At 59.0% G+C, this 1,981-nt stretch carries 2 protein-coding genes and 1 pseudogene; 2 read left to right on the top strand and 1 reads right to left on the bottom strand.

Going from position 1 to position 1,981, the window contains the following annotated elements; translation table 11 throughout:
- Positions 1 to 173: 173 nt before the first annotated feature.
- Both CN97_RS19640 and CN97_RS19635 read left to right on the top strand, forming a co-directional pair.
- Complete coding sequence (locus CN97_RS19640; RefSeq protein WP_051911503.1) at positions 174 to 557, top strand: DUF2382 domain-containing protein; 384 nt, start codon at positions 174 to 176, stop codon at positions 555 to 557.
- A gap of 36 nt (positions 558 to 593) precedes the next feature.
- Positions 594 to 1,448, top strand: a complete 855-nt coding sequence (locus CN97_RS19635; RefSeq protein WP_035715284.1) for a YsnF/AvaK domain-containing protein — start codon at positions 594 to 596, stop codon at positions 1,446 to 1,448.
- Positions 1,449 to 1,557: 109 nt separating this feature from the next.
- Here the strand turns inward: CN97_RS19635 and CN97_RS20475 are convergent.
- Positions 1,558 to 1,947: pseudogene (locus tag CN97_RS20475) on the bottom strand (transposase); the annotation flags it as partial.
- Between the last annotated feature and the right edge of the window lie 34 nt (positions 1,948 to 1,981).

The raw sequence follows: 1,981 nt of genomic DNA, 5'->3' as shown, positions 1-1,981 counted from the left end.
CTTGGGGAATGCAGGTTCCTGTGTCGACGACGACGACATTCAGCCTAATATTCCGATCGCTTCCACCTCTGTCTCCTCTCGGCGGATTGCCGCCTTCGTTGTTTGCAATCTTTCGGCTTACGGAACGTCTCTGCGTACGAGCGCGTTTCCTATTCCTGAACGAGGATGATGCAGTGACCGATGAACATACAGAATTTCTTCCGCTTGTAGCGGAGACGGCCACGGTCACGGCCGATCGGCGCATCACCGGCCGCGTGCGGGTCACTACGGAAACGTCGAGTATTGATTCCCTGGTCCCGCTCGATCTCTCCGCGCTGGACGTCGAAGTTACGCGTGTCTCCATCAATCGCGCAATCGACCATATGCCCGATGTGATCGTTGATGACGATCTTACGATCATTCCGGTCGTCGAAGAACGCGTTGTCGTCACGCGGCAGCTTTATCTCAAGGAAGAGATCCACATCCGGCGCACCGAGCGGCGGGAGACCGTGGAGGTGCCCGTCACGACGCGAAAGCAAACGGCCGTCATCGAACGTATTCCTTCGGATGACGCGTGAGCATCCTCAGAACCTATCCTGAAAGGACAGTAGACCATGACTTATAATCCTGACATCGAAGCTAACGGTTCGACTACGATTTCTGCGCTGTTCGACAGTCGCTCAGAGGCGGACATCGCGTCTGCCCGGCTGCGCGAAGCAGGCATCGAAGCATCGCAAATCCAGATCGTCGAGGGTTCGTCCTCGACAGGCACGACGGTCGATCCTGAAGAAAACAAGGGTTTCTTCGAAAAGCTGGGCGACTTCTTCTTTCCGGATGAAGACCGTTACTCTTACGCCGAAGGTCTGTCGCGTGGTGGCTATCTTGTCACCGTGACGGGGCTCACGACCGGCGAGTATGAGATGGCATCGACCATTCTCGATGACGAGGGCACGGTCAACATCAACGAGCGTGAGGAAAGCTGGCGCTCTGAGGGCTGGGGTGGCTATGAAGCAAGTCCCTATGCTGCGACGACGGGAGCAGGCGCCGGCGCGGTTCCAGCGGCGGTGGGCACCGGCAGCCTGGGCGACGATGAGACAATTTCGGTGGTCGAGGAGCGGCTTCGCGTGGGCAAGCGCGACACGAACCGCGGGCATGTACGCGTTCGTGCCTACACTGTCGAAGAGCCGGTAAGCGAAAGCATCGATTTGCGTGAAGAGCGCGTCGAACTTGAACGTCGGCCCGTTGATCGCGCTGTGACCGCCACCGACGCTTTTCAGGACCGTACGATCGAGGCTGAAGAGCATCGCGAGGAAGCCGTTGTCTCGAAAGACGCCCGCGTCGTGGAAGAGATCGGCCTTCGCAAAACCAGCGACACCCACCGGGAAACCATCTCTGACAGCGTCCGGCATACGGAGGTCGAGGTGGAAGATGACCGCACCGATCGCGACCTGCCGCGCAAAGATCGCTGATCGTTAAGAAGAGCATTATAGGGGCAGGAAATCCTGCCCCTTTTTTGCATGAATGGGCGTTGTTGCGTTAATCGGTTGGAGTCCGAACTGACCCTTTCCCGCTTTACGCTCAGCCAACGGCTGTGATGTCGGCTGTGCCGAGTGTGTTGTATCTGTTCATGATGGCGATGCGGATCTGGATTTCTGCGGTCTGCCGATCCGGGTCGCGTGAGGCGATGCGCTCGCCAAATGCCTTGAGGCAATTCATCCGCGCCTCTACCCGACTTCGGACATGGTAACCGACCGAGCGTTTCCAGTTGGCCCGTCCCAGGCGCCTCGTCTCCTGCAGGATGTCGTTGCGGACGCGGGCGGCCGGACAATCCTCTTTCCAGGCGCGCCCGTTCCGGCGGATGGGGATGCGCGCTTCCGCCCCTCGATCAACGATCGCGCCATGGCATCGCCTGGTGTCATAGGCGCCATCGGCCGTGACCGAACCGATCTCGTCATCCTCGGGGAGTTGCGCCTAATATCATTCGGAGAAGTCCTGCTCACGT

The organism is Haematobacter massiliensis, assembly GCF_000740795.1.
Lineage (GTDB): Bacteria > Pseudomonadota > Alphaproteobacteria > Rhodobacterales > Rhodobacteraceae > Haematobacter > Haematobacter massiliensis.
Note: the sequence above shows the minus strand (reverse complement) of the source record. Positions and strands in the feature narration are given on the sequence as shown.

Bases quoted from the DNA above. Each gene is read 5' to 3' on its own strand.
- CN97_RS19635 (WP_035715284.1), top strand. From the start codon at position 594: ATGACTTATAATCCTGACATCGAAGCTAACGGTTCGACTACGATTTCT.